Source organism: Paenibacillus sp. EC2-1, from assembly GCF_049311625.1.
GTDB lineage: Bacteria > Bacillota > Bacilli > Paenibacillales > Paenibacillaceae > Paenibacillus_AQ.
This window is the reverse complement of record NZ_CP186006.1, coordinates 2,893,010-2,918,517: the sequence shown is the minus strand read 5'-3', so window position 1 is coordinate 2,918,517 and position 25,508 is coordinate 2,893,010. Positions and strand designations below refer to the sequence as shown.

The window sequence follows — 25,508 nt, the reverse complement described above, 5'->3', positions numbered from 1 at the left end:
ATACAATGACTTATCATATCGAAAATACAGACCCAGCTAATTGGAAGGTAGGGACTTATTGGGACGTGTCTGAAGGCATTGATCTAGCCGATTTGAAATCAGCTGATCTAGATTGTGTGGAGTTGACGCTTAGATGCGAAAGTCCGAGGCAGGTTGAGTCTGTTCGTCAGGAATATGAAATGGTCGTTGAGCAAATACGCAAATTCGGGTTGGAACTTTGGTCAGTACACATACCATTCGGTCAGGAGTGGGATATATCTACAATCGATGTATCACAACGAAGATTGATTGTAGATGCAATTGCCAAGCTAATTGAAATAGCAGCGGAATGGCACCCGAAACATGCAATCATTCACCCAAGCTTTGAGCCGATACCATCAGAGGAACGAGAAGAGCGTATAGATGCTTGTCGTGAATCACTTCGAGAGCTGAGTGAATTTTCTATTTCCAAGGGAATTCGATTAGCTGCAGAATGTTTGCCTCGTACATGTTTAGCAAACGACAGCAAGGAGCTTCTCGCTTTGATATCAGATTCACCAGAATGTGGCGTATGCTGTGATGTGAATCATCTGTTCCTCGAGTCTCCTGAAGATTTTATTCGTAAATTAGGGAACCGAATTACAACGCTACATATTTCAGATAATGACGGCATGGATGAGAAGCACTGGATACCTGGTGAGGGCGTCATCCAGTGGCCCGAAGTGGTCCGAGCACTTGTCGAGATCGGATATAACGGTACGTTTTTATTTGAAGCGAATTATTCCGAAGCGCGAGAATTAATGAATTGTTACAATTATTTGTTGAATATTTCATCCGGGAAAGATTTATCATAACGGCCAAGGCCACCTCTGAAGATTATTATCTACAGGGGTGGCTTCCTTGTTTTTTTGAATAGACTCAATCGTTAACATAATTATCTATACATATGACATTAGGTTAGTGTAATCTCTATTTAGAGACATAGTATTGTCATGTATACGTAATTTACAGCACCTGTCGAAAGGAAGTCACCCTGTGTTCGAGACATTGCTTCTAAATTTTCTAGTTCTGTTATTTCCGGTCGTCATCTATATCATTTTTTTCGAAAATAGACCCTATACGTACTGTAGAAAAATCATAGTATTACTAGCAGTAATGTCCATGAGTCTTTGTATGATCATGCCTATTCATTTAGATTCCGGATTTATATTTGATTTGAGATATATTCCATTCATCATCGTGTCACTTTACGGAGGACACAAATATGTTTTTCCTTTGTATGTCGTATTAAATATATTGCGTTTCTATGTCGGAGGAGATGGGAGTATACATTCCTTGTTATTCTCAACCGTTGCACTACTATTAATACCACTATATCATCACAGGTTTATGGGCTTGAATTCAAGAAATCGTATCCTAAGTGCATGTGCGCTATCCTTTCTTACGATGGGATGTTATCTTATAGCTGTAAGTTTGATCATTAAGCAAATGAACCAAGAGTTCTGGCTCATTGCTACAAGTGCTATAACAACAAACATTGGTGCAATGCTGATCATTATGATTTTAGTAGAGAGAATCATAACGAATTTCAATAATCGTGAGCGCATCATTCAATCGGAAAGATTAAATGTTGTCAGTGAGCTTGCAGCCAGTGTATCCCATGAAATTAGAAATCCGCTTACGGTTACGAATGGATTTCTTCAACTATTAAATAAGTCTGACTCCTTAACCGATCGTGAAAAAAGATTTATTGAGTTATCCCTCCAAGAATTAACGCGAGCTGAGAAAATCGTCAGTGATTATTTGTCTTTTGCTAAGCCTCAGTCAGAGAATATGGTGTATTCGAACATGAGTGATGAATTGGAATATACCAAGAATATCATCATGCCTTATGCATCCATACATGATGTAGAGGTGGAGTTCACCTTCAATAACTCATTAAGCACGTATTATGATCGGAACCAAATGCAGCAATGCCTAATAAATTTGTATAAGAATGGAATCGAAGCGATGAAAGAAAGTGGAGGAGGGACCTTATCCATTGAAATTTTGGAGAGTAAGCGTAATATCGTCATTCGAATCTGCGATACGGGAGTTGGGATGACGAAAGAAGAGTTATCGCGTGTAGGTAAGCCGTATTATTCAACGAAAGAAGAAGGTACTGGCCTAGGGATGCTCATGGTATATAGTACAATTAATAAATTAAAAGGCTCCATTAAAGTCCATAGTGAAAAAGGCGAGGGCACAACATTCCAGTTAACCATACCTGCTTCATAAAAAAAAGGCTAGAGAAAGGTGCAATATCTGCACTTTTTCTCTAGCTTTCTTTGTTCAAGTTAAATTCTATTTCTTTCCTATGCGAACTTTTAAGTGCTTGCCTTTAACTGTTGTATCCTTCATTAGCTCCAGTACAAGTGGGCCCTTACCATTCAGAATTTCTACATCTGTAACATTATCGAGAATCGTAATAATTCCAATATCATCTGCTGTAACTCCGTCTAGCTTAGCAATGGTTCCAACAAAGTCTACAGCTCTAAGCTTTTTCTTCTTACCACCGTTGAAGTTGAGCTTCGTAATCTGTTGATTTAAAAGTTCACGTTTATCTTTTTTCAATACTGTTCTAACAAGTAGCTTCTGCTCAAAATCTTCTCTGCGCATATCAACTGCTTCTTCAGAGGGAGCTTTGACAACAGGGATTTCAAATCCAATATACGCCTCGATTTCTACTAGACGATGGTTATCTTTAGGTGTAACAAAGGTAATAGCTTTCCCTGTCTTACCAGCACGCCCAGTGCGTCCTGTACGATGAACATAACTTTCTTTCTCTAGCGGAATATCATAGTTAATAACATGAGTAATGTTCGTGATATCGATGCCCCTAGCAGCAACATCCGTCGCAATCAGGTAACGGAATTGTCCTTTTCTAAAAGCATTCATCACTTCGAAGCGTTCATCCTGCTCCATACCACCATGAATACGATCGCACGGGTATTCAAGATCCGCCAATGATCTGAATAAAGAATCTACATGTTCTTGTGTACGACAGAATATAATGCAGCTTTCAGGATTCTCTACGATGAGAAGGTTCTGCAATAGTGACAACTTGTCACGTTCCATCACCTGAATAATGGAGTGTTCAATCGTAGCTGTGGTTAACCCGGATGCTTTAATCTCAATTTCCACAGGATTGTTCATGTATTTGCGTGAAAGTCTCGCGACATCTTCAGGAAAGGTAGCAGAGAATAGCATCGTAGATCTTTCACGAGGCAGTGCTTGAATTATGGACTGAACTTGCTCAATAAAGCCCATATTCAGCATTTCATCTGCCTCATCAATAACAAGGTAAGCAATTTTCTCTAAAGAAAGTGTGCCTCGTTCAATATGATCGAGTACACGTCCCGGTGTACCAACAACTATATGTGTTCTTTGTTTCAGTTCTGCCTTTTGTATATGAAAAGGATGCTTCCCATACAGAGCTGTAGCTTTGATCCGTTTAAAGCGTCCAATGTTTGTAATATCTTCAGTGACCTGTAGAGCAAGTTCACGAGTAGGTGTTAGGATTAGTGCTTGTGGTTTGTTCTCGTTCCACTCCACTTGTTCGCAAAGAGGAATCCCGTAGGCTGCTGTTTTGCCACTACCTGTCTGAGATTTAGCTACAAGATCGCTGTTCTCTAGTGCTACAGGGATAACCTTCATCTGAACTTCGGTCGGAGTCTCATAACCCAAACTACTTAACGCTCTAACAATTTCTTCACTTAAATGATAATCTGTAAAATGCTTCTGACTCATTCTCAACCTCTTCTGCCTTGTATTTGAATTCTAAACATACTTTCTATAGTATACTCTATATTCTGTAGTACTAGAGTGGAAATCGTTGATTACCTATAATTTATATATAAACGATGTTACGGAGTGATACATAATGATTCATATTACCGTCGATTTAGTTCGAAGATTAGTAGAGGAGCAATTTCCACAATGGTCTCATTTAGAAATCAAGCCGGTTCATCCGAATGGACATGATAATCGAACTTTCCATCTAGGCGACAAGATGAGTGTGAGATTACCAAGTGCAGTCTCCTATGTTTCGCAAGTAGAGAAAGAGCATACTTGGCTTCCGAGATTAAACAAAGCACTTTCTCTTCCGATCTCTAATCCATTAGCTTTAGGGCATTCTAGTGATGAATATCCTTGGGCGTGGTCGATTTATGAATGGCTAGAAGGTGAAACATTATCTCATAATAATATTAATGATATCAACGGATTTGCTAAGGATTTAGGTGACTTTTTAATTGAGTTACAATCGGTTGATGCTACTTACGGGCCTTTGGCTGGAGCGCATAATTTTTATAGAGGTGGATCTTTATCTGTATACGATGATGAAACACGATCTGCTATTGAGCACAATAAGGATGTATTAGATGCACAACTATTAAACGAAATTTGGGAATTATCATTGGCTTCTACTTGGGATTCTAAGCCTGTATGGGTTCATGGGGATGTGGCACCTGGAAATATACTTGTTAACAACGGTAAGATATGTGCGGTCATTGATTTCGGAATATTAGGTGTCGGAGATCCAGCTTGTGATGCGGCAATGGGGTGGACATTTTTCGACCAATCAAGCCGTGCTGTATTTAAGGAAGCGTTACTTATGAACGAAGAGACCTGGAATAGAGCAAGAGGATGGGCTTTATGGAAAGCATTAATTACATATGAAGGGAATAGAAGAACAGATCAAGTAGTCACCGACGAAGCACTATATGTTATTCATACCATTATGGATGATTATCTAATTGAACAAAATCTATCCTAGTAAGCAGTTCATGAAGTCACTTAGCACAATCCAAGGATGTGAGCGGTGGCTTTTTTGCATTTACTACTAGAGAGAACTAGAAAAGAATGATCTAAAGTATTAAAAAATAGAAGTGCGTGACCGATTATAAGTAGTACGTAAGAATTAATATGGTTATTATGACCTATTAATTCTTTAAACACTCGAATGTTGAAATATGAAGGAGGCTAAAGACGTAACCTTATTTAATAATTACATGTACACAAAACAAGCAAACAAACCTCAAGTTATTATCTTTAGGTTTTATTTTAATGCCTCTCGTTCTAAAGAATTTGAGAGAGTGTACGCCTTAGAAATTAGAAACAAAGCGTATAAGTGGGAATGAGGATCGGTGAACGATTAATACTTCAGAAAACAATGAGTAATCAAAATTAGTTGAAGAGAGTTAGTAGATACATAAGAGATAAATAAAGGAGAGACACCAAGAATGAACAAGCTTATCCAAACTGCTAAAAAGTGGCGGTTTAAGAATCTTAGCATCGTAACAAGAAATATGTTATTAACTAGTTTTTATATTATTATCACGGGTGCGATTGTGATCGGTTCGAGCTTTTACATTCAAGGTAATGTACTAACCGAGCAGCTTCAAGTGGATTCAGGAAGAACGATGGAAGCATTCGCTGGGAATATTTCAGCAGAGGATGCTATGGCTGCGAAATTGAATAAAGATCCAAATTCCTCAATTCAGAAGCAAATATCTGCAGCATTCGATGAATTAGCAGAGACGCATCCAAGTATTGAGCAAGGATATATTTTTGGTCCAGAACTTGTGGATGGTAATAAAACATCGATCATAGCTTTGAAAACGGGACTATTGGAATTATTCCTCGAAGAGAATATGAATCTCGGTGAATTTTACGAGCAACCGAAGAATCATGCTGACACGGTTAGAGAAATGCTTAAGACAAAGAAAATGTCTTTTACTAAACCGTATAGCGATGACTTCGGAACCTGGATTACAGTGCTTTATCCATTCCAGGATAAAAGCGGCAATACCTTCGCCTATATGGGTATTGACGTAGATGCCAGCTTAATTGGCCATGGTCAACAGGAGCTCATTACGTATACTTTGATAGCACTGGTAATTACTTTGATCATCGTACTAGCAAGTCAGTATATAACAAACAAGCGGACATTCGCTCCAATCAAGGATTTGATGGGGGCTTTAGAAAAGCTCAGTACAGGAGACTTTACTGTGCAGTTGAAAACAAGTGATGACGAACTTGGGCAAGTGAATGCCAAATTTAATTCCATGGTCAATCAGATTAAAGAACTTGTAACAACGATCAAGTCCGTGTCAGAACAGTCTGCAGAGCAATCTCAGTTCTTGTTCTCGGCTGTGGAGACCAACAATAATAACTCAACTACGATAACGAATAATATTGCGGAAATGTCAGATAGTGTGTCAAAGCAGAGCACTTCGATTTCCGAAAGCGTCATCTCTTTGCAAGAGATTTCTTCGGGTGTTACAACCATCGCTGATAATACATCAGAGTTGTCCGATATTTCTTTACAGATGAAGGAGCAGTCTGAGAGGGGAAATCAGAATGTGGAGCAAGTCATAGAGCAGATGAATTCAATTAACACTTCGGTGAAGAACTCTGTGAATACCATTGAAAAACTTCAAAATCGTTCCCAGGAGATTGGACAGATTGTACAAGTTATCACTGAGATTGCCTCACAAACGAATCTGTTATCTCTCAATGCTAGTATTGAGGCGGCAAGAGCGGGTGAGCATGGACGTGGATTTGCAGTTGTAGCCGATGAGGTGAAGAAACTGTCAGAAGAATCAAGAAATTCAGCTGATCAAATCATCGAATTAATCCGCTACATTCAAGATGAGACTGCATATGCCATGCAGGCCATAAGTGAAGGCGAGAGAAATGTTGTCAAAGGAATCGAAGTAGTCAAAGAAACAGGCGCTTTATTTAAAGGAATGTATATCGCAACCGATTCAGTTACGAGTCAAATTCAAGAGGTATCTGCTGCGACACAGGAAATGGTTGCCGAGACCGAACAAATCACGGCTTCGATTGAACAGCTCGCTGTGTTGGCAGAACGAAACTCTAATGTCTCCGATGAAATTCGAAAGAGTACGGAGAAGCAGCAAGCATCATTTGCCAAAATCTTTGATTCAGCTGAACAAATGAAACAAGTATCAGGAAGACTAGAAACTTTGGTTGATAAACTACGTGTGTAACTATAAATGAAAAAGAATGAGGGATTTGGCTTCTATGAATATCATGACCATAACAAAATTAGATAAAGACTACTGGGTAAAGGAGCTTGAACTTCCTTTTCCAGGGTTTAACTTGTACACCGATGGAACAGTGCACCTAACAAAAAGAGATATGCATCGTACAACGATGCGCTTGGATATCGAATTTACAAAAACAAAAATCTTCCGTGAGCGATATGATAATGATGCTTGGATGCTGACTAGTTATATCGTGTTCCTATATAGAATGACACAAGACAAGGATCTGTTAATCGGAGTCAACAATAAGAAGGGGAACCTTCTACCCATGCGTATCACAATAAGTGGTACGGATACTTTCAAGCAAGTCTATGAGCAGGTATGGTCTAAATATGAAGGGTTGCAAGAGAGTTATCTGACATTACAGGACGTTGAGCACATGACAGAGCAGCCTGCTCACTTTCATACGATCTATGGTGACGATCATAGCCATAAGCAGAGTTGGTTGAACTGGTCGATCAAAACAGATAGCAGAGAAACCGCTATGCATGTAACTTATGCTCGCCATCTATTTAAAGAAGAGACAATCCAGAAGTTTGGCAAGCATTTTCAAAATATCGTAAAAGCGACTTTGAATCATATGGATGCTGCAATCAACAGTTTGCCAATGCTCATTAAGGAAGATTTAGCTGCCTATGCATCACTAAATGATACTTATAAAGAGCTTCCGACAAACGCATCCATTCCAGAGATGTTTGAGTCGGTCGTTGCAAAATTCCCTAATCATATTGCACTTTCTGCTGCTCAGGAACAACTCAGTTATGAACAACTTGATCGTCAATCTAACAAAATCGCTAATATGCTAGTATCCAAAGGGCTTCGCAAAGGGCAGTTCGTTTCGATCTTCATGGAGAGAAACCTGAACACGATCGTAAGCTTACTTGGTATTATGAAGGCTGGCGGGGCTTATGTTCCTGTCGATCCATCCCATCCGAATGATAGAAATGCTTATATTATCGAGGATACACAATCTACGATTATCCTTACACAGGAAGCTTTGACACCTAAATTAGCAGAATTGCTTGTTGATTTTGACAAGAAACCCGAGCTTGTTACTTTGGACGGGAGCTTGGATTACTCCGAAGAACCATGTGGCGTACATGTAGAAGAAGATGCACTAGCCTATGTCATTTATACTTCCGGATCTACAGGCAGACCTAAGGGTGCTTTAATCGGTCAACAAGGCGTTGTAAACCTTGCAATGGCTACACAACTCGATGTGAAATTGACGGAGGATGATTATATTCTCCAATATTCAACTTTTAGCTTCGATGCATCGGTATATGATTTGTTTGCATCACTCTTCAGTGGTTCCAGATTGCACTTACTATCCGATGAAGAGCGTTTCTCTATCGATTCGTTCACACAGACAGTTGTCGATACGAACGCTACTCGTATTGCATTCTTACCTGGTGTATTCTTCAGACAATTAGCTGCTTATTTACCAGAAGATGCGTCTGACAAATACCGTAACATTAAGAGCGTGGCTGTAGGGGGAGAAGCATTATCAGGTGAGACCGTTCGTCTGTTTCAGAAAAGATTACAAGTACCTATCGTAAATGTTTATGGTCCTACGGAAATTACCGCAGTAGCAACGACTCATATCGTAGATTATCCTGTACCTGACGATCTTGCCACAGTTTACATCGGGACGCCGCTCGCGAATTATGAACTGTATATTGTGGACGAGAATAATGGTCTTTGTCCAACTTGTGTAACAGGTGAGCTTCTTATAAGTTCTGTTGGTGTAGGAAAGGGCTACTTGAATCACCCTGAAAAGACGAAAGAAGTGTTCATAACAGATCCGATTACACCGAATTCCGGTAAGAAGTTTTATCGCTCCGGTGACTTAGTTCGATTATTACCGAGCGGGCAGGTAGAGTATAAAGGAAGAATAGATTCGCAGGTTAAAATTAGAGGATTCCGTATTGAAATAGGTGAGATCGAGGACAATTTAGCAAAACATGAAGGAGTCAAAGATATTGCAGTCATTCCGGTAATTGAGAGTGATGGAACGAAAATGCTCGCAGCCTTCTATACCTCAAACGATGGCATGCCTATCCCTTCTAAAGATCTAGTACAATTTCTAAGCAAAAAGGTTCCAAGTTACATGGTTCCTAAATATATTAACTTTGTTGAAGAAATGCCTGCATCCCCAACGGGTAAAATTGACCGTAAGAAGCTAGGAACGTTTGAACTATCTGCTTCAGTTGATGATTCTCACTATGAACCTCCTGTTAATGATCTACAGAGAGAAGTTAGTGCAGCTTGGGAAAAAGCACTCAGCCAGAAAAAAATCAGCATACACGATGACTTCTTCGAAATCGGTGGGTATTCACTGAAAATACTGGAGATACTGGTGATCCTTAAACCAAGTTATCCGCAGTTGAAAATCAATGATTTCTTCGTATATCCAACAATTGCAAAATTATCAGAGAGAATAGAAGAATTAGCACGAGAAGAGGATCAGGTTGATCCTATGGCGGATGCAAATCTTTCCATTCAGGACCTTTCAGAATATCCACTTCAATTCCATATTAAAGATCATGGAACACGTCCAGTATATACACAAGATCATATACTCCTGACGGGTGGCACAGGGTATCTCGGTTCACACTTGTTATATTCACTTTTGCAGCAGTCTAAAGCTACTATTTATTGTCTCGTTCGGCCATCTGAGATCCAAGAAGCCTATGAACGGCTGGAGCAGACGATGTTTGGATACTTTGGAGAAAATGTAAAGCAACTCATGCAGAACCGAGTTGTTGCAATCGAAGGCGACCTAGAGAAAGAGAACCTTGGTCTAACGGATGAAGTTCTTACGTTGGTTGAGAAGAATATCGATTCCATAATTCACTGTGGGGCAGATGTGAAGCACTTTGGAGAATCCGAACATTTTGCTAGAGTGAACGTGGACAGCACGAATCGATTACTTGCATTCACCAAGAATAAACCTCATATGCGGTTCCATTTCATTTCGACGCTAGGTATTCCGGAAGATTTGGCTTTAAACGGTCAGTGGAATTCAGTTATTGCAGGTACCGGTTATGATGCTGCTTATGTCGAGAACGTCTACACGAACAGTAAACTGAAAGCGGAGAAGCTGGTCATTAAAGCAGGCGAAGAAGCGGGTGTTGCGGCAACCGTTTATCGAGTGGGTAACCTTTCTTGTCATTCAGGCAATGGGTTATTCCAGAAAAACATAGATAATAATGCATTTTATCGGATGCTAAAAGCGATGCTTCTTCTGAAGAAAGCACCTAAAGTACGCTGGGAAGTTGACATCACACCGATTAACTATGCAGGAGATTCAATAACCGCTCTAGCACTTCAGGAAGAAACGGTTGGACGTGTATTTCATATTTGTAATCCAGTTGCGATCTCTTATAAAGACATGGTTGGTTATTTCAAAGCGTATGGCTATGAGATTACACTTTTGGATTGGAAAGCGTATCAGACATGGCTTCTGGACCCGAAAGAGTCTAAAGATCAAACTGGCTTAGAACTAGCCATGGCACAATTGGAAGGAGATGGAGCGAAAAACTCCATTTATCGTTACACTTGTCCGCAAACGGTAGAATACCTTTTGAATTCTGATGTGAATTGTGCTTCAGCTGACGAGGAGTTTTTTAAGAAGTTGATTGATTATGCTGTTCATATTGGTTATTTCAAAAAAACTGAATAAAGCGATTTAAACAAGGGGCATCTTGATGGATGCTCCTTTAATTTATTATAGAGATGTTGTTGCGACAGGTTTAAGATAGTAAACTGGACGAATAACAATAGAGGTAGAAGGTGTTAAAGTGGATATTGAAATTCGAACAGGACGCAGTGAAGATCTTCAGGTCATTATGGAAATGATTTCGAGGTGTGTTAAAGGAATGCAAGAAGGTGGAAGTGATCAGTGGGACGATCAATATCCGAATCCAGATGTGATTGGTGAGGATTTGGAGCGCGAAGCATTGTTTGTTGCTATAGGCGATGGCCGTATATTTGGCATGATTGTGCTGGATCAGAATCAAGAAGATCATTTTGAAACTGTCGATTGGAAGCAGGTGGAGGGGCCGCATTTGATTATGCATAGGCTCGCTGTTGATCCCCTTGCACAGGGACAAGGAATTGCACGAAAACTGGTTGCTTTTGCTGAGAAGTACGCGTTTCAGGGCGGATACAAAAGCATCCGTCTTGATACCTATTCTAAAAATACTGCAGCGTTAAAACTATATCATGGATTAGGCTATGAATTGGTAGGTGAAGTCTATTATCCGGGAAGAGTAGCGGGCTTCCCTGTATTTGAAAAGGATCTCACATCAAGCTTATCAGCAGCAAACCATCGTTAGGGGTTTTGGTATGTTTAGAGAATTAACACAAGCAGATTTAAATATCATTTTGAACTCAATAAATAGAGAAGAGCACTTTTTGTATTATTCTTATCTGACTTCGCGTAAGAGCGGCACGGTTCACTTCGGACAGTACTCGGATCAAGGCGAACTGCTTGGTGTACTGGCTTACTTAAAGGGACTTCCATTTCATGCATTCTCGCTATTTCCGATTCATCAATCATTTGATCTTCAATCGATACTCTCTTGTATGAAAGGAGAACTGGATCTACCCCAAGATACGGTTGGTAGCTTTATCGTTAATGAAGAGGTAATGGTAGACTTCGCTTCACAGCTTGAAATTGTCAGACCACCATCATGCTTACTATTAATGAAACATATCCACCTGGATGCATTGCCACCGATGGACAAATCCATTCTCCACTTAGGAGCATCTCACGCGGCGTGTATCGAATCGAAAATGAATGAATTGAATACGTTAGCTTTTTCGAAGGAAGAGCTAAATTACCCATTCTTTGGTGTGATGAGTGAAGAAAGTTTGGTTGCAATCGGAGGATACCACATATACAGTAAAGAATATGTTGAATTGGGGAATATAGGTACCGACGTTGCCTGGAGAAGGAAGGGCTACGGTAAGAAGATCTGTACAGAGTTAACACGATCTGGAAGAGCCATGTCGCCAGATGTTTATCTGAATGTATTCGAGGATAATGTAGGTGCTGTCCATCTTTATCGTTCTATTGGATACGAAGTTATGCGTAAACAGTACATGGTTGAATTTATGATTCGATAAGACTGGAGGATCTTTGAAATGGTTCGAGAAGTCGTGATTGGAATCGATGGTGGTGGATCGCAAACACGAGTTATGGTTAGCGATTTTACCGGACATATTTTGTCCTATACAGAAGGTGGAGCATCCTCAATACATAAAGATCGCAATGCACATATCAATGTTCAGCAAGCGATTAAGAAGGCTCTCGCAGAAGCTGGTTGTCATGGTGATCAAGTGAAAGGGTTGTATGCAGGAATTGCGGGTTACGAGTCTGAACTGGACTTGCCGTGGGTTTCTCGTTTAACCAAGGTTGATGGACTCTATTGCCCAGTAACATATGTGAACGATTCCGTTGTTGCTCATGCTGGAGCCTTCTTGGGCGAGCCAGGTATCGTGATTGTTTCAGGAACGGGGTCCATCATTCTTGCCATAACTGAACAGGAGAAGCAGTATCGTAACATTGACTTCCATCATTATGCGGCAAGTGCTGCTAGATTTATCTCTTACAATGCAACCTATGAATTATTGGCTGGGAATATGGATCTATCAGATGCGTCCATGGTGGAGCATATTCTCCTTTATTGGAATGTAAAGTCTGTGGTCGAGCTTCGCAGCCTTGCAGCTAAGGGATTCATAGAGGAAGAAAAAGAACGAAATAAGTTATTTGGACAGATGGCCCCGATGATTACGAGCTCCGCTCAAGAGGGAAGCCAACTAGCTAGGATCGTGTGTGATAGAGCTTTACATGAGATTATGGTAGGCGTAGAGATTCTCGGGGCATTCTTCGAGTCAGATAGCGTGAAGGTAACTGGTATTGGGAGTGTAATTAATAGCTTATATATGAAGTCTAAGTTAACGGAGAAATTGCAATTGGGTAGGAATAAGCGATATCTATTTGCACCATCAGAGTTATCGGCTGTCTCGGGCGCAGTATTGATGGCGCTTCGGGGGTTAGATATTCAGGTTGATTCGATAACGATAGAAAATATGAAGAAACATCCTCGTTCGATATGGTAGAGCGAAAGATAACATGATGGTAAAAAAACCGCGATAATCGCGGTTTTTTATGTAAACAACAATACCTACATAAATTTGTATGGCAAGATCTATCTCACCATTCTAATTTGAGATTAAATATGTTCTTCTTTAGCACTTCTATCATATTCAGCGTCATTATTATACGCCTTGCGGTATTGCAATTTATGAAGGGGCCAGAGCTGACGGATCAGGAATCGAGTGGACAAATAAAGAACTTTCCGCTTCAGCCAATTCGAGGAACTAAAGACATCCTCATCTATGGTACAATGGGATTTATTGGTGTTATACATTGGTCAATTAATCTCAAGGGAGAGGTGTTCTTCGAATGTCAAAAATAATCACCCGTGCTGAAGTGGCTACTGAAACAACATGGAATTTGAATGATATCTTTGAAACGAAGGAAGCTTGGGAAGCGGAATTTCTCGCTGTTCAGAAAGATGTTTCTACCGTTACAATGTATGAGGGCAGACTTACGGAAGGTGCAGATACGATGTTAGCTTGCCTTTTAGCACAGGAGAACTTACAGCGCAGACTCAATCTTGTTGGTGCGTATGCCTATCTTCATCAATCGGGAGACAGTATTAGTCCTGAGAATCAAATGAATGGGGCAAAAGCGCGAGATCTATCATCCATGGTTAGCTCTGCTCTTTCTTTTATTAAATCTGAGATTATCGCATTGCCAGATGGAACGATTGAACAGTACATACAAGAGCAGCCTGAACTTCAGGTGTTTGAGCGAAGTCTAAGACTGCTCTTGCAGACGAAGGCACATCGATTATCTGCTGAAACGGAAAAGGTGCTCGCTTCTCTAGGAGAAGTCCTCGGTGCCCCATATCGAATTTATGAACGAAGCAAGTTGGCAGATATGACATTCCCTTCAGCTGTAAATGGTCAAGGAGAAGAAGTCCCTGTATCGTTTGCATTGTATGAAAATAAATATGTTGAATCACCCGATACAAATCTTCGCCGAAATGCATTTAAAGCTTTTAGCGACACACTATATAAATACCGTAATACATTTGCTGAAACCTACGGAACTGAAGTGAAGAGGCAGGTAATTGAATCACGCTTAAGAGGTTATGATTCTGTCACGGATATGCTCTTGACTCCGCAACAAGTAACACCTGAAATGTACAATAATATTTTAGATATTTTACAGAAAGACCTTGCACCACATATGCGGAAATATGCTGCACTTAAGAAGCGGGTTCTTCAGTTAGATGAAATGACATTTTCAGATTTGAAGGCCCCGCTTGATCCTGAGTTTAGTCCCACGATCTCATTTCAAGAAGCTGGGGAGCTAATTAAGGAAGCTTTAAGCATTCTTGGCCCGGAATATGGTGAAATCGTTTCGGATGCATTTACTAATCGCTGGGTTGATTATGCCGATAATGCAGGAAAGAGAACCGGTGCATTCTGTATGTCGATTCCAGGGGTCCATTCTTATATCCTAATTAGCTGGGCAGATAACATGAGAGGGGCCTTTACACTTGCTCATGAAGTGGGTCACGCCGGGCATCTCATGCTGGCTGATAAATATCAGCGATTGACGAACAATAGACCATCTATGTACTTCATAGAGGCTCCTTCAACAATGAATGAACTGCTTCTTGCCGATCATTTGCTGTCACGTTCTAATGATCCAAGAATGCGGCGTTGGGTCATTTCTCAGTTGCTAGGTACTTACTTCCATAACTTTGTCACACATTTACTTGAAGGAGAGCTTCAACGGCGGGTGTATGATCTTGCGATGCAGAATGTACCAATCACTGCTGTGAAGATGTGTGAATTGAAAGGGGATATCTTGTCATCCTTCTGGGGAGAGGACGTGGTGATCGATGATGATGCGAAGTTAACTTGGATGCGTCAACCGCATTACTATATGAGCTTGTACCCATACACATATGCAGCAGGTCTGACAGCTTCCACTGCTGTAGCCCAGCTTATACGTGAAGAAGGTCAGCCTGCCGTGGATCGCTGGCTGGAAGTGCTTAAAGCCGGAGGCTCAATGAGCCCGCTTGATTTGATGAAGTTAGCCGGTGTTGATATGTCACAGCCAGATCCTATTCATAAAGCTGCGGCCTATGTAGGTTCACTTATTGAAGAATTGGAGACGTTGTACTGAGTCTGTTAACTATTTTGCTATATTGACATAGGAACAAAAACACCACCGGATAGGTGGTGTTTTTGTTGTTTAATGGTACTATAAATAAGCTGTTATCTACTTATGAATAGAGGAGGTATGTTTATGCAAGATAAACTAGCTACTGCGAACAAGATTGCTTGGGAGAATAAAGCGTATCAAGCTTGGGTTCAAGCTTACGGTACACCCGAGGAACTGGCAATAGAGCTACAGCAAAATCATATGCACCATTTACGTTACTGGCTTAAGTACATAGGTGATCCTTCAGGTAAGCGTATTTTGAATCTCCTTGGTTCACATGGTCGAAAAGCTATCTCCTTAGCATTGCTCGGTTCTGAGGTTACAGTGGTAGATATTTCGGAAGAGAATCGAAAGTACTCCTTGGAAACTGCAGCAGCTGCTGGTGTGAATATCAATTATATTTGTGCGGACGCCTTAAATATTCCCAATGAAGAGACAATAGGTGAGTATGACATCGTCTTAATGGAGTTTGGGGTACTGCATTATTTTACAGATCTTAATGCTATATTCTCTCTAGTTCGTCGTAGACTAGGAACCAATGGCCGATTCATATTGACGGATTTTCATCCTTTTGCACGGGCCTCCTTACATATGAACAATCTTAAGAATCCTACAGATAACTATTTCGATGATCGTATTCAGGAGGTGGAGGTGGCTTTTAATAACTTACTACCTGAGGAAGAACGATCTGAATTAAATAAGGTTTTGACTCGAAGCTGGACAATGGGGGATATTATTACAGCTATTGGGACAGCTGGATTGTTTATTCGAACCATGGAAGAAATACCAGGCAACAGGGATCCAAGATATCCAGAATTCTATACAATTATTGCGGATAAAGTGTAACCAGAAGTTCTATTTCAACCGAGTGAATTAATCACGGTCTTCATACAAAACGGCTTTATTGAGTACTAGTATTTATGTTATAACACTAGCTGCTTCTATAGAGTCTTTTTGTGTTAATAATAGATGTCTTTAGGACTGGATAAACGAGATTATTATAAAAATATAGGGCCATTGACATGGGAGATTTGAGTGATTGAGTCTGACTCCGTTTATTCATACAATAAATTGAATCGACTCTTATTGGGTCCTGTGTAACTTAGTGGAAGGGGACATATTCGTGTCGACATTGATTTCTGTGCGACTAACAGCGATCGAAGCAGTCTTATTGTTTCAACTCATGGAAATTCCGGAAGGGCAAACACTGTATGAAGAGTTTAGTCAAATGGAAGAAAAATGGATTTTAGATGAATCATTAACAGTGAAAGTAATGGGAGAGCTTGAGAAGGCGGGGTTAGTCCAATTAAACGGGAAGCAGATCATTATTAAATCCGAGCTATTAGAGCTTCTAAAGGCCTGTAAGTACAGTAGTGTAGTATCTCGATTCCACGTACTGGACCTTACAAGTAAAACTTCGCTAACATATGCATTCATATCCGGTTCACAGGTCGTGGAGATGAGATTTAGCTCAGATTCAGGAGACGTTATCTTCACATCCTTGGTGGATGGGGTTGAAGAGATGGTATCTAGGCTTGGAGAACTTATGGTGCTACCAGTCTCTGAGAATAACTCCTATAGCATTCAATTACAACCCCAGACTTTTAAAGATCTTCAGACTCAGCTTACCCTGAAGGATCGCGGCGTATATGAGACCATTTTGTTAAAAGATGACCTTGCAGATGAGTTAGCTATGTGTTCTTTAATAGAGTCGTGTCGTTCGTTAAATCAATGGGGCTCGTTGGATTTATACATACGCGGAACCGATATCCAATCTCAGAAGACGTATTATATAGGTAGTCCTGCTGGACATTGGATATTCATTCATGATCAGGATGGAATGCTTCGCGGTTTTCAAGTTACAGAGCCTGAGCTTATTCAAAGTTTTTATCTAATAACTACACGTACTTTATCCATATTTGTTCTCAGATGATTTGAATTTTATATAGAAAGGGAGGGTAAACATTGGCACAAATCGTCATGAAATCGGAGTATCTGAATACGCTGGTTCAGCAGCTGGAGCAAGTATCTCAGCATCTGCAACAAGTTGATGTGACACTCCAGAATTCCTTACAGAGAGCTACATGGCAATCATCGAGTCGTTCGGATATTATGGGCTTATATCAAGCCCACCAACGTAATTTCCAATCGGCATCCCAGAACATGCAGCAACTTGCGACCTTTGTTCGGACAACTCGGGAAAAGTTTGAACAGGAGGATCAATCAGGTGGAGGTATAGGTGTTACAGGATTTAATCCGATGGCACCAATCGATGGAGTAGGTAATATTACAGGAACGGTTCTTGGGGCTACTGCAGTAGCTCGATTGGGATACAAAGTACATAATGGTTTCATGGTTAAGCAGCAGCTTGATCGCAGAACGCCGCGAATTCTCATTCGGGATAGCTATGACTCGGTTAGATTAAATCCGACTGTGAACGGAAGGCCGAGGGATTATAAAATCTACTATCTTCATGATATTGAAGCCAAATTAGCTAATGGAACTGCGTCCCCTAAGATTAAAGAAATCGCTGCGATGGCTGACCCGATGTATGGAGCAAAGTCTGCATTAAAGGATAAGCTTGGCTGGGCGAGTGTAGGAATTGATGTATTTACGGATACCAAAGAAAATATAGATAACCATGCATCAACTGACAAAATCGCTGGAGATATTATCGGCAATGTTGTGGTTGGAGGAGCAACTACCGTTGGTGCTACGCTTCTTACCGCAGCTATTATGCCTGCAGCTGCACCCGTACTTGCTGTGGGTGCAGTAGGTTTCGGCGTGTCGGTAGGGTTAACTTATCTTGCGGAGGGCATTAAATTGGACATGGATCTGGATCATGACGGACAGGATGATTCATTGAAAGACGTCATTAAGCATGGTGCCAAAAGTGCATGGTCTACCGTTTCGGGATGGTTTAAATAATGGCGAAACAGCAGCTTTCCCATGAGAACAGTCCATTCGGGCAAGAGAAGGAGTATGACCGAAAAGCTTTCGAATCTTACCTCTCTTTATATCCTGTCGATGGTATTAGATTAAATGTGAGCATATTGGTTATGTTTTTTCTCAACCTATTCATAGCCGTTCCTGTATTTAGTGTGCCGTACGAATCGTTCTACGCCTATATTCTTCTTCCACCTCTTGCAATAATGAACCTCTGGGCACTAGCACTCATTATTGCTCCTAAGAAGCTGCAGCTTAATTATGTATTATTTCGAGGTGTATTTGGCATAGTCTGCTCATTGGGATTTCTAATCGTGACTCAGAAGTTCGCCTATTCGGTTCTTCAATTCAATACTCCTTGGTATGGGATTGGTTCTTTTGCCGCTTATGGATTTGCACTCTATTCGTATATTAGATCACATGTTCAGAAACTAAAAAAACCTAGAGATGAACGTCAAAAACGATCAGGTATGTCTACCTTATCGCTAACCGTAGTCACTGGACTTGGGTATCTGCTGGCCAATCTTTCATTGATGTTCGTAAATGGTGAGACGGTCACGATTGTATTGATGTGCGTTTATTCGATGCTAGCTTTTATTGTGTTTCACTTTATTCTCGAGATACACCGTTACTACTGGATAAGACGAGTCCAAGTCAAAACACATGAGCAACGTTAATAAAGGAGGTATATTAGATTGAGTAATCCCAAAATGTTTCTACCCAACGGATCAATCGTAAGACTGAGAGAAGGCACGAAGAAGCTTGTGATTTACGGAAGAAAACAAACGATGTTGACCGATCCACCACGATCATTTGACTATATTGGATGCCTCTATCCAGAAGGGTACATCAATCCTGATTACACTTATGGCTTTAACCATAACGATATTGAAGAAGTGATTTTTACTGGATACATAGATGAAGAGGAAGAACAGTTCACAGCCAGGCTTCTTAATTCTTAAGCATGGGGGAAAAGGGGATGGACCGATTACTCCGATGATAACTTCACCTTTGTTCCCCAATTTCTATCGGAGTCAGTATAGTATCGAGAAATTGAGGGACAAAAGGCGGGAGATTAATATGTTAATGATAGGTGATTTCTTCAGCGTGATTGATCCGCCTCTGCAAAACGTGAAGCGGTCTGATGAAGCTTCGTACCGGTTTCTTGTAACCCGTTTAGATACGATTGTATAGAGGACAGACTTTCTTGAATCCTGTGGTAAAACTCCTTCTGTCGTTCACCTTCCCACTGACCTTCTGATTCGTTAATCACTTTGTTTAACTGTTGAATGATGCCATGGCCGTTCTGTGTGGCTTGGAAGAATTCTTGTGCAATCTGCTGTAATTCTTCAGGTTGGAGGTTGATACGTTGATCCATCTTCTTAGCTCCTCTCTCTGACAACTCAAAATATTACTATCCTGATTATATATGGAATAGAATCGGAAGCAAATTGGACAAGATTTTAATTGTGCATTTTAAGAAGGAGATTTATTAGGCACGTTCTCTGGGCATAGGCATATGATGTTTTCATAATGTTCTATGAAGGGAATGACCATGAATGTACTTTGTTCCAAATGCATATCCACATTCTCCGTATTATGCTACGGGGTATATGCCGCCCCTGTATCCAACAAATGACTCAACAAGAAACCAGCAACAAATGACAGAACAAGTCGTTGAAGCCATTTATGCAGGCATTAAACGTGAAGCATCTGCTATTGTTCTCTATAATCAATTAGCCAATCTATCACCCGATGAGAACCATAGGAGAAATATTATTCAGGTATTAGAAACTAAAAATTGGCAAATCAATCAATTTGCTAATCTTTACGCCTCTCTGACAGGAAAACAGCCTCAATATCAAATTGATGAGGTGAGTTTTAATAATTATCAAGATGGATTGAAAAAAGCACAAGATGCTGGTGTAGAAAATTATGAAGCTTATCGGCAATACTCTTCTCTTTCCCAGAATCCTGTTATCCAAAATGTGTTTTTACGTGCTTTTTGTGATGAAATGGATCACACTTCAAGATTAAGTGATTTGAATAAAGAAACCATTAAAGATTTAGGGCCTAATCCAGCTGTGGTCAACATTGAAGATCTTACGGAGGATAACAACAATTATCGGACGGCTCTTTGGACAGGGGAGCATCTACAAGTTACCTTAATGAGCATCAAAGCTGGAGAGGATATCGGTTTAGAAATACATCCAACAACGGATCAGTTCATTCGGATTGAGGAAGGCAACGGACTTGTTCAGATGGGAAAGAGTAAGGAGAATTTGGATTTCGAAGAAAAAGTCTCTGAAGGCTATGCCATTATGGTACCTGCCGGTTCATGGCATAATGTAACAAATACAGGTAGAAAGCCATTAAAAGTATATGTGATTTATGCACCACCTCAGCATCCTCGTGGCACGGTTCATGCAACCAAGGCCATTGCCATGGCTTCAGAATAATTCGAAGGTTAAACCAAACAAACAAGGCTGCAGGTCATCTGCAGCCTCGTTTGTTGTGTGATTTGTTATTTTTCTTTGAAGCATGCGTGTAATGCATCAGTCATAGCCTAAATGGATAATAACGTTTACAATGAAATATATGTATGAATTAACAAGTGAGGTGGATGTATGGAAGCCTATCGCTGTATGAATCACCCCAATGAAATATCGATTGCACAGTGCACACGTTGCGGAAAGCCTTTATGTGTATCGTGTTATGATCCAGAAGCAGGGCGTTGCCAGCATAGCTGTGGAGTAATGAATTACGGAAATTCAAGACCAGTGCAACCCAAAAGCGCAATTTGGACGATTGTTGTCTCCTTACTCGCCATTCTTGGAGGCCTAGCGTTACTGTTGATTACGATTTGTGGGGCAATGTTTTTTTCATATTAAAGTATAGACTTTTTAAGGAGTACCATATATGGAATTTCCAATTTACTTATATCTTGGTTCATGGCGGATTCACCCGCATGTGTTGTTAGAATCACTAGCCTATTTCATTGGCTTTCGGGTATACTTGTGGACTCGTCAGCCGAGTGGTATGTCTAAAGTGATGAGCCTTCAAATTCTCGCTGGCATAATAGCGGGGGCAGCCATAGGTGCTAAGCTCTTATTCTGGCTGGAGGACCCTGCTGCCACATGGGAGCAGCTAAGCCAATTCCATCTGTTGTGGGGCGGAAAAACCATTGTCGGTGGTCTCTTAGGAGGGTTGATCGGGGTAGAACTAACAAAACGCTGGGTCGGATGGAAGAAGTCTACCGGTGATGATTTTGTATATCCGCTCATTCTTGGGTTAGTTCTGGGCAGAATCGGTTGTTTCATGACTGGATTGGATGATCATACGTATGGCACGCCAACGAACTGGATTACGGGTGTGAATTTTGGAGATGGAATATACCGTCATCCCACACAGTTGTATGAGATTCTGTTCCTGATCACACTTTCACTTCTTTTAATACCGATATATCGTCATCGTAGCGTTAACCAACATGGGGCATACGTATCTGGCACAATGTTTCAGTCATTTATGACAGCATATTTATTATTCCGTCTATGTATTGAATGGATTAAACCAACACCACATCCATATCTCGGATTGAATAATATTCAGCTTGCCTGTATTGCCGGTATAATCTATTATTCCCTGCTGATTGTCAATAGATATAAACAAAGGTCCTCTATTCCGCATTCTCAAATTCCAAGTTAATAAGGAGCGCTAAGTCATGCCAAACCGACCCTATCTGTACCATGAACTGACGAACAGTATTTGTACAACATGTTATAGGAAAGTGGAAGCGAAGATTATAGAAGAGAATGGCAAGATCTATATGCTCAAAAGATGCCTTGTTCACGGCCCTGAAAAAGTGCTAATCTCGACGGAAGTTGATTACTATCATCAAACCAGGCGCTTTATTAAGCCTTCAGAAATGCCATTAGTTTGGAATACGCCGATTCGTTACGGGTGCCCCTATGATTGCGGTCTTTGTCCGGATCATGAGCAGCATAGCTGTCTCACACTGCTGGAAATAACGGATCATTGTAATCTGCAATGTCCGATTTGTTTCGCTGAATCATCGCCCCATCGTACCTCTTATCGATCTCTTTCGCAAATTCAGTTCATGCTTGACCGAATTGTTGAAAATGAAGGTGAGCCAGATATTGTGCAGATCAGTGGAGGAGAACCGACTACACATCCTGATTTTTTCGATATTCTAGATATGTGCAAGAGTCGCCCTATAAAGCATATTATGGTAAATACAAATGGTGTTCGAATTGCACAGGATCGGGAATTTGCACGGCGACTATCGGAGTATATGCCTGGATTTGAAATCTATCTACAGTTCGATAGCTTCGAAGCTCATGTTCTTAAAGAACTTCGGGGAGCTGATCTCCGCCGGATTCGCCAGCAGGCAATCGATCATCTGAACGAATTTAACATATCCACCACGCTAGTCGTTACGGTAAAGAAAGGGCTTAATGACAGTGAAATCGGTGATATTATTAACTATGGATTACAGCAAAAAGCCGTACGCGGAGTAACCATTCAACCGATTCAAGCTGCAGGACGACTAGAAGGGTATGATCCAGCGACAGACCGGCTTACGGTAAGTGAAGTTCGTCGTATGATTATTAATCAGACGGAAGTGTTTCAGGATGCAGATATTTTACCAGTTCCTTGCCATCCCGATTGTTTAGCTATGGGGTATGCTTTGAAGCTTGGCGGTGAGGTGCTCCCTCTGACAAGAATGATCGATCCTGAAATCCTGCTTGAAGGAGATAGCAATACAATTGTATTCGAGCAAGATCCCGTTATACGAGACAAAATGTTTGAGCTGTTGTCTACAGGTCATTCACCTCAGTCGTCAGCACTTTCATTAAAAAGTCTGCTTTGCTGTCTGCCTTTAGCTGCAGTACCGGAGCAGATTTCCTATAATAATGTATTTCGGGTTATCATCATGCAGTTCCTAGATGCCCACAATTTTGATGTTCGATCTGTCAAAAAGTCTTGCGTACATATTGTCCATCCAGATGGTCGAATGATTCCGTTTGATACGTATAATCTCTTCTATCGGGATGATAAAGAGGAACTGCTGAAGGAACGGAAAGAAGAGATTACCACAGCGTGGGATAAGTAGAAGATCGCAGGCAAGAGATGAAAGATAAAGTGCAAATAGAATTAAAGAAATTTGTACGATGAATCATTTTGATTGTAGATCATAAATCCAACAACAAAAAGTGAGTGTCTACTCACTTTTTGTTGTTTTCATAAACTACCTTAGCAATGAAATGAAATCCTTTTTTTCAACCACATGAAACAGAATGGGGAGTAAGAGGATGTTTAGTAAAACGATTTTCAAACAGACTTTAAAAGCCAATTTTAAATTGTGGTTACTATTCACGATGATTATGAGTGTATTCTGTGCTGTACTCATGGGGAAGGTCGATAGCAGCTTAGAAGGTTTTAAATATCTGTCACTGAATGCACTCTTTGACACCGATGCAATCCTAAATGGGGGAAGTTATTTGATTCAATTTATTACGCTTGCTTTTGTAGGTATTATTCTTTTTGCGATTGGCATTCAAATCTTTAAAGAAAAAGATTTACCACTATGATAAGTTACTTGGACTATCTCGTGGTAAACATTCCTGCTGGAGAAGTTGAATTAAGAGACGATCGGATTGAAAGAAAATGGAAAGTTGAGATTAACCCATTCCTTCTTGCAAGGTATCCTGTAACGATGGAGCTATACCACGAAATAACCAATGATACACCGAATCTATATACGGGAAATTCACGACCGGTCGTGAATTTATCTTGGAATGAAGCGATTTCCTTTTGTAATCTCCTGTCTCAAAAAGCTGGACTAAATGCTTGTTATTCAACTAGTAATGAAGGTGAGAAGGTGGTCTGTGACTTTAAAGCAAACGGGTATCGTCTACCTACAGAAGCAGAGTGGCAATATGCATGTAAAGCAGGGACTACTGGTTATAGATATGGAGAGCTCGATCAGATTGCCTGGTATGACAAAAATTCAGACTTTAAGCTCCATGAAGTAGGAAAGAGGGAACCGAATGCATGGGGACTATATGATATGCTCGGGAATGTATGGGAATGGTGCTTCGATGTATACGATGAGAAGGTATACGGCTCTTATCGGATTTTTCGAGGTGGTAGTTGGGCTGAAGAGGCTAGAGGCTGCGGGGCTTCGTGTCGTCGTCGTAGCCATCCTACATTTTGCATAGAAGATCTTGGATTTCGACTTGCCCGGTCCATATAAACCGCATCCTGTGCGGTTTTTTTGATATAAGGATACAAGTCCATGTCTTATACGAAAGACAAAGACTTGTATTCATTATTGATTCGATATCATTAAAAAATTATTGAGGTATAGCTTCCTTCACCACATTACCTTTAACGAATTTACTAAATAAGAACCTCACAACAGGTCCTATTATGAGCAGTTGTAAGGGTAAAGCGAACACGAAGTTTTTAAAAACTATTGATAAATAGCTATAAATCAAGGATTCACCAACTAAGCTATTAGCCAAGTAAGCAGACACAAGTCCAAACACAGACATACAGACTACCATACCGCAGACCATACATAAAGAGAGAGACAGAATAAATACAACCTTATTAGATTTGTCGAACGGTAATGACAGAGCGATTTTCTTAGCGATTGGACCTACAATAAATGATTCCAGTAAAAGGGCAACGATAAAGCCCAGAATCAATTGTAATAGTATTCCTTTCCAAGATATCTTTCCGATCAAATCATTGGTAATGAGGTTATAGGAGGTCATAAAGATCACCATACCTACACACATCATTGATCCAAAATAAAAATTCTCTTTTTTCGTTGTGGGCACGTTCATCATCCTTTCTTTGATACCTTGCAATTATATAGATTGATGTATGGTCTTCATAAGTGAACATTATGTGAATGTTTTTTTGGCGCTACTTTGCAAGGAACAATGATCCGATCTGCTGTATCCATTGATAGGTTTATGATAAACGATTGAATGAAAAATACACTATATGAAAAATTCACAAAAGAAATAAAAATCAAGATACTCACCTTAGTTCATACATACTAAATCAAATTTTTACGTTACCTCATTACAAATCAGGTCTAAAAGGAAAATAAAAGATGATCT

The 25,508-nt window shown here is 40.4% G+C and carries 23 protein-coding genes; 20 read left to right on the top strand and 3 right to left on the bottom strand.

The genetic code is table 11. The annotated features are described in order from the left end of the window. The first annotated feature begins 5 nt into the window (after positions 1–5). A complete protein-coding gene (locus ACK8P5_RS13770) occupies positions 6–833 on the top strand; it encodes a sugar phosphate isomerase/epimerase family protein (RefSeq protein WP_422656848.1) in 828 nt (275 codons plus the stop codon). Between the two features lie 181 nt (positions 834–1,014). Next, a complete protein-coding gene (locus ACK8P5_RS13765) occupies positions 1,015–2,256 on the top strand; it encodes an ATP-binding protein (RefSeq protein WP_422656847.1) in 1,242 nt (413 codons plus the stop codon). Positions 2,257–2,322: 66 nt separating this feature from the next. Here the strand turns inward: ACK8P5_RS13765 and ACK8P5_RS13760 are convergent, their stop codons facing one another. After that, positions 2,323–3,768, bottom strand: a complete 1,446-nt coding sequence (locus ACK8P5_RS13760) for a DEAD/DEAH box helicase (protein ID WP_422656846.1) — start codon at positions 3,766–3,768, stop codon at positions 2,323–2,325. A gap of 133 nt (positions 3,769–3,901) precedes the next feature. On the opposite strand from ACK8P5_RS13760, the gene ACK8P5_RS13755 reads away from it, so the two are divergent. The 13 genes from ACK8P5_RS13755 to ACK8P5_RS13695 all read left to right on the top strand — a co-directional run bounded on the left by ACK8P5_RS13755 (position 3,902) and on the right by ACK8P5_RS13695 (position 19,313). Then, entirely contained in the window at positions 3,902–4,795 is an 894-nt protein-coding gene (locus ACK8P5_RS13755; RefSeq protein ID WP_422656845.1) for an aminoglycoside phosphotransferase family protein, read from the top strand. A gap of 466 nt (positions 4,796–5,261) precedes the next feature. Further along, positions 5,262–7,034 (top strand): methyl-accepting chemotaxis protein, encoded by a 1,773-nt coding sequence (locus tag ACK8P5_RS13750; protein WP_422656844.1) that lies wholly within the window; start codon positions 5,262–5,264, stop codon positions 7,032–7,034. 43 nt (positions 7,035–7,077) lie between these two features. After that, positions 7,078–10,776: an amino acid adenylation domain-containing protein gene (locus ACK8P5_RS13745; RefSeq protein ID WP_422656843.1), complete on the top strand. Its 3,699-nt coding sequence runs from the start codon at positions 7,078–7,080 to the stop codon at positions 10,774–10,776. 118 nt (positions 10,777–10,894) lie between these two features. After that, positions 10,895–11,431 carry a GNAT family N-acetyltransferase gene (locus ACK8P5_RS13740; protein ID WP_422656842.1) on the top strand — a complete coding sequence of 179 codons (537 nt, stop codon included), beginning with the start codon at positions 10,895–10,897 and terminating at the stop codon, positions 11,429–11,431. Between the two features lie 10 nt (positions 11,432–11,441). Then, positions 11,442–12,224 carry a GNAT family N-acetyltransferase gene (locus ACK8P5_RS13735; protein ID WP_422656841.1) on the top strand — a complete coding sequence of 261 codons (783 nt, stop codon included), beginning with the start codon at positions 11,442–11,444 and terminating at the stop codon, positions 12,222–12,224. A gap of 18 nt (positions 12,225–12,242) precedes the next feature. Then, positions 12,243–13,220: an N-acetylglucosamine kinase gene (locus ACK8P5_RS13730; protein ID WP_422656840.1), complete on the top strand. Its 978-nt coding sequence runs from the start codon at positions 12,243–12,245 to the stop codon at positions 13,218–13,220. A gap of 107 nt (positions 13,221–13,327) precedes the next feature. Beyond that, positions 13,328–13,579 carry a hypothetical protein gene (locus tag ACK8P5_RS13725; protein WP_422656839.1) on the top strand — a complete coding sequence of 84 codons (252 nt, stop codon included), beginning with the start codon at positions 13,328–13,330 and terminating at the stop codon, positions 13,577–13,579. After that, positions 13,567–15,366: an oligoendopeptidase F gene (pepF, locus tag ACK8P5_RS13720; protein ID WP_422656838.1), complete on the top strand. Its 1,800-nt coding sequence runs from the start codon at positions 13,567–13,569 to the stop codon at positions 15,364–15,366. Before ACK8P5_RS13725 ends, pepF begins: the two co-directional genes overlap by 13 nt. 123 nt (positions 15,367–15,489) lie before the next feature. Then, positions 15,490–16,251, top strand: a complete 762-nt coding sequence (locus tag ACK8P5_RS13715) for a class I SAM-dependent methyltransferase (protein ID WP_422656837.1) — start codon at positions 15,490–15,492, stop codon at positions 16,249–16,251. A 277-nt stretch (positions 16,252–16,528) separates the two neighbouring features. Then, complete coding sequence (locus ACK8P5_RS13710) at positions 16,529–17,338, top strand: hypothetical protein (protein ID WP_422656836.1); 810 nt, start codon at positions 16,529–16,531, stop codon at positions 17,336–17,338. A gap of 32 nt (positions 17,339–17,370) precedes the next feature. Further along, the gene (locus ACK8P5_RS13705) at positions 17,371–18,333 is read left to right on the top strand and encodes a hypothetical protein (protein ID WP_422656835.1); all 963 of its coding nucleotides are present in this window, start codon (positions 17,371–17,373) and stop codon (positions 18,331–18,333) included. After that, complete coding sequence (locus ACK8P5_RS13700) at positions 18,333–19,028, top strand: hypothetical protein (protein ID WP_422656834.1); 696 nt, start codon at positions 18,333–18,335, stop codon at positions 19,026–19,028. Before ACK8P5_RS13705 ends, ACK8P5_RS13700 begins: the two co-directional genes overlap by 1 nt. Before the next feature lie 33 nt (positions 19,029–19,061). After that, positions 19,062–19,313 (top strand): DUF4176 domain-containing protein, encoded by a 252-nt coding sequence (locus tag ACK8P5_RS13695; RefSeq protein ID WP_422661475.1) that lies wholly within the window; start codon positions 19,062–19,064, stop codon positions 19,311–19,313. Between the two features lie 140 nt (positions 19,314–19,453). On the opposite strand, the gene ACK8P5_RS13690 is transcribed toward ACK8P5_RS13695, so the two are convergent. Beyond that, a complete protein-coding gene (locus ACK8P5_RS13690; protein WP_422656833.1) occupies positions 19,454–19,729 on the bottom strand; it encodes a WXG100 family type VII secretion target in 276 nt (91 codons plus the stop codon). Positions 19,730–20,012: 283 nt separating this feature from the next. Here ACK8P5_RS13690 and ACK8P5_RS13685 point away from each other — a divergent pair, with 283 nt between their 5' ends. From ACK8P5_RS13685 to ACK8P5_RS13665, 5 genes are all read left to right on the top strand, one after another. After that, on the top strand, positions 20,013–20,810 hold the full coding sequence (locus ACK8P5_RS13685; RefSeq protein WP_422656832.1) for a cupin domain-containing protein: 798 nt from the start codon (positions 20,013–20,015) through the stop codon (positions 20,808–20,810). Between the two features lie 460 nt (positions 20,811–21,270). Then, entirely contained in the window at positions 21,271–22,056 is a 786-nt protein-coding gene (locus ACK8P5_RS13680) for a prolipoprotein diacylglyceryl transferase family protein (protein WP_422656831.1), read from the top strand. 16 nt (positions 22,057–22,072) lie between these two features. Beyond that, complete coding sequence (locus ACK8P5_RS13675) at positions 22,073–23,485, top strand: radical SAM protein (RefSeq protein ID WP_422656830.1); 1,413 nt, start codon at positions 22,073–22,075, stop codon at positions 23,483–23,485. Positions 23,486–23,684: 199 nt separating this feature from the next. Then, positions 23,685–23,963, top strand: coding sequence for a hypothetical protein (locus ACK8P5_RS13670; protein WP_422656829.1), 279 nt, complete (start codon positions 23,685–23,687; stop codon positions 23,961–23,963). Continuing rightward, a complete protein-coding gene (locus ACK8P5_RS13665; RefSeq protein WP_422656828.1) occupies positions 23,960–24,628 on the top strand; it encodes a formylglycine-generating enzyme family protein in 669 nt (222 codons plus the stop codon). Before ACK8P5_RS13670 ends, ACK8P5_RS13665 begins: the two co-directional genes overlap by 4 nt. A 100-nt stretch (positions 24,629–24,728) precedes the next feature. Here ACK8P5_RS13665 and ACK8P5_RS13660 read toward each other — a convergent pair whose 3' ends face one another. Next, positions 24,729–25,220: a hypothetical protein gene (locus ACK8P5_RS13660; RefSeq protein WP_422656827.1), complete on the bottom strand. Its 492-nt coding sequence runs from the start codon at positions 25,218–25,220 to the stop codon at positions 24,729–24,731. Positions 25,221–25,508: the final 288 nt, after the last annotated feature.